Source organism: Bradyrhizobium sp. (assembly GCF_035701725.1).
Taxonomy (GTDB): Bacteria; Pseudomonadota; Alphaproteobacteria; order Rhizobiales; family Xanthobacteraceae; genus Bradyrhizobium.
This window is the reverse complement of sequence record NZ_DASSRP010000144.1, coordinates 1-2237: the sequence shown is the minus strand read 5'-3', so window position 1 is coordinate 2237 and position 2237 is coordinate 1. Positions and strand designations below refer to the sequence as shown.

The following is a 2237-nucleotide window of genomic DNA, read 5'->3' as shown; positions in this document are numbered from 1 at the left end:
CTGCTCGGCGGCGACACCGTTTCGACGCCGGGGCCGTTGATGATTTCGATCACGGCCTTCGGCCGCATTCCCCAAGGCAAGATGATCCACCGCAGTGGTGCCAAAGTGGGCGACCAACTCGTGGTGTCGGGAACGATCGGCGATGCCGCGCTTGGGCTGGATATCCTCAAAGCGGGCAGGGTTGCGACGGCGCTCGCCGATGATGCGGCCGCGCGCGACCAGCTGGTCAATCGCTATCGCGTACCCCAGCCGCGCAATGCGCTCGCGGCCGCGGTGCGCGAATTTGCGCACGCAACCATGGACGTTTCGGACGGGCTCGCCGGCGACCTCGCCAAGCTTTGCGCGGCTTCTGCCGTGTCGGCGGTGATCGATCTGAAATCCGTTCCACTGTCGAAGGCGGCAGCGACTGCGCTCGCCTCGGGCGCGATCAGCATGGCCGAGATCATCTCGGGCGGCGACGATTACGAGATTCTGTGTGCTATTCCCCCTGACGCAGTCGACGAATTCGTCGGGGCGGCCCGGACCGCCGGGGTGCCAGCCTGTTTGATCGGGTCCGTCATCGCAGGCGATTCTCCGCCCAAATGGCTGGATGCGGAAGGTCAGGAACTGCCGCTCACGCGAACGTCCTACAGCCATTTCTAGGAATTTCACGAAAATGGCCCGTTTGATTGCAAATACCTTTCGAAATCGCCCATTTTTGCGACCCATAGCGTTGCGCCGGGCATGCGATTTTGGCATGGTCCCGGCCGATTTCAGGCCAGCCTTTGGGCAAGGTGGGCCTGCTTTTTGAGCGCCGCCGCGATCGCGGCCGGGGCGTGGGGCCATCTTTAGAGATCTGAGGCAAGTTCAATGACAGCATTATGGTTGATCGTGCTCTGCGGCGCGCTTTCCATCGTTTACGCCATCTGGGCGACGAGCTCGGTTCTGAAATCCGATGCGGGCAATCCGCGCATGCAGGAGATTGCGGCGGCGGTGCGTGAAGGCGCGCAGGCCTATCTGCGCCGGCAATACACCACCATCGGCATCGTCGGTGTCGTCATCTTCGCGCTGCTCGCTTATTTCCTCGGCGTCCTGGTTGCGGTCGGCTTTGCGATCGGCGCCATCCTGTCGGGTGCGGCCGGCTTTATCGGCATGAACGTGTCGGTTCGCGCCAACGTACGCACTGCGCAGGCGGCCACCACCTCGCTGGCCGGCGGCCTCGAACTCGCCTTCAAGGCTGGCGCCATCACCGGTCTTCTGGTCGCAGGTCTCGCTCTGCTCGGCGTCACACTCTACTTCGGCTTCCTGACTTACTCGATGCATCTGGCTCCCGACAGCCGGACCGTGGTCGATGCCATGGTCGCGCTCGGTTTTGGCGCTTCGCTGATCTCGATCTTTGCCCGTCTCGGCGGCGGCATCTTCACCAAGGGTGCGGACGTCGGCGGCGATCTCGTCGGCAAGGTCGAGGCCGGTATCCCGGAAGATGATCCGCGCAATCCCGCCACGATCGCCGACAACGTCGGCGACAACGTCGGCGACTGCGCCGGCATGGCAGCCGACCTGTTCGAAACCTACGCGGTGACGGCGGTTGCCACCATGGTGCTGGCCGCGATCTTCTTTGCGAAGACGCCGATCCTTGCCAACATGATGACGCTGCCGCTTGCCATCGGCGGTATCTGCATCATTACCTCGATTATCGGCACCTTCTTCGTCAAGCTCGGCGCGAGCCAGTCGATCATGGGCGCGCTGTATAAGGGCCTGATCGCGACCGGTATCCTCTCGCTCGCTGGCGTCGCCGCCGCCATCTATTGGCTGATCGGCTTCGGCAAGCTGGAAGGCGTTCCCTATACCGGCATGGCCTTGTTCGAATGCGGCGTCGTCGGGCTCGTGGTCACCGGTCTCATCATCTGGATTACCGAGTACTACACCGGCACCGACTTCCGCCCGGTGAAGTCGATTGCAGCAGCCTCCGTCACCGGCCATGGCACCAACGTGATCCAGGGTCTGGCGATCTCGATGGAAGCAACCGCGTTGCCCGCGCTCGTCATCATTGCCGGCATTCTGGTGACCTACAGCCTTGCCGGCCTGTTCGGCATCGCGATCGCGACCACGACCATGCTGGCGCTGGCCGGCATGATTGTTGCGCTCGACGCCTTCGGCCCGGTTACGGACAATGCCGGCGGCATCGCTGAAATGGCGGGCCTTCCGAAGGAAGTGCGCAAGTCGACTGACGCGCTGGATGCGGTCGGCAACACCAC

General features: G+C 63.3%; 2 protein-coding genes. Both read left to right on the top strand.

Annotated features, from left to right (window positions below; genetic code table 11):
- Nucleotides 1–642, top strand: a 642-nt coding sequence (locus VFL62_RS08490) for a thiamine-phosphate kinase (RefSeq protein ID WP_325171925.1), incomplete at its 5' end; no start/stop codon positions are given.
- Nucleotides 643–849: 207 nt separating this feature from the next.
- The coding region (locus VFL62_RS08485; RefSeq protein ID WP_325171924.1) for a sodium/proton-translocating pyrophosphatase at nucleotides 850–2237 on the top strand (1388 nt) is incomplete at its 3' end.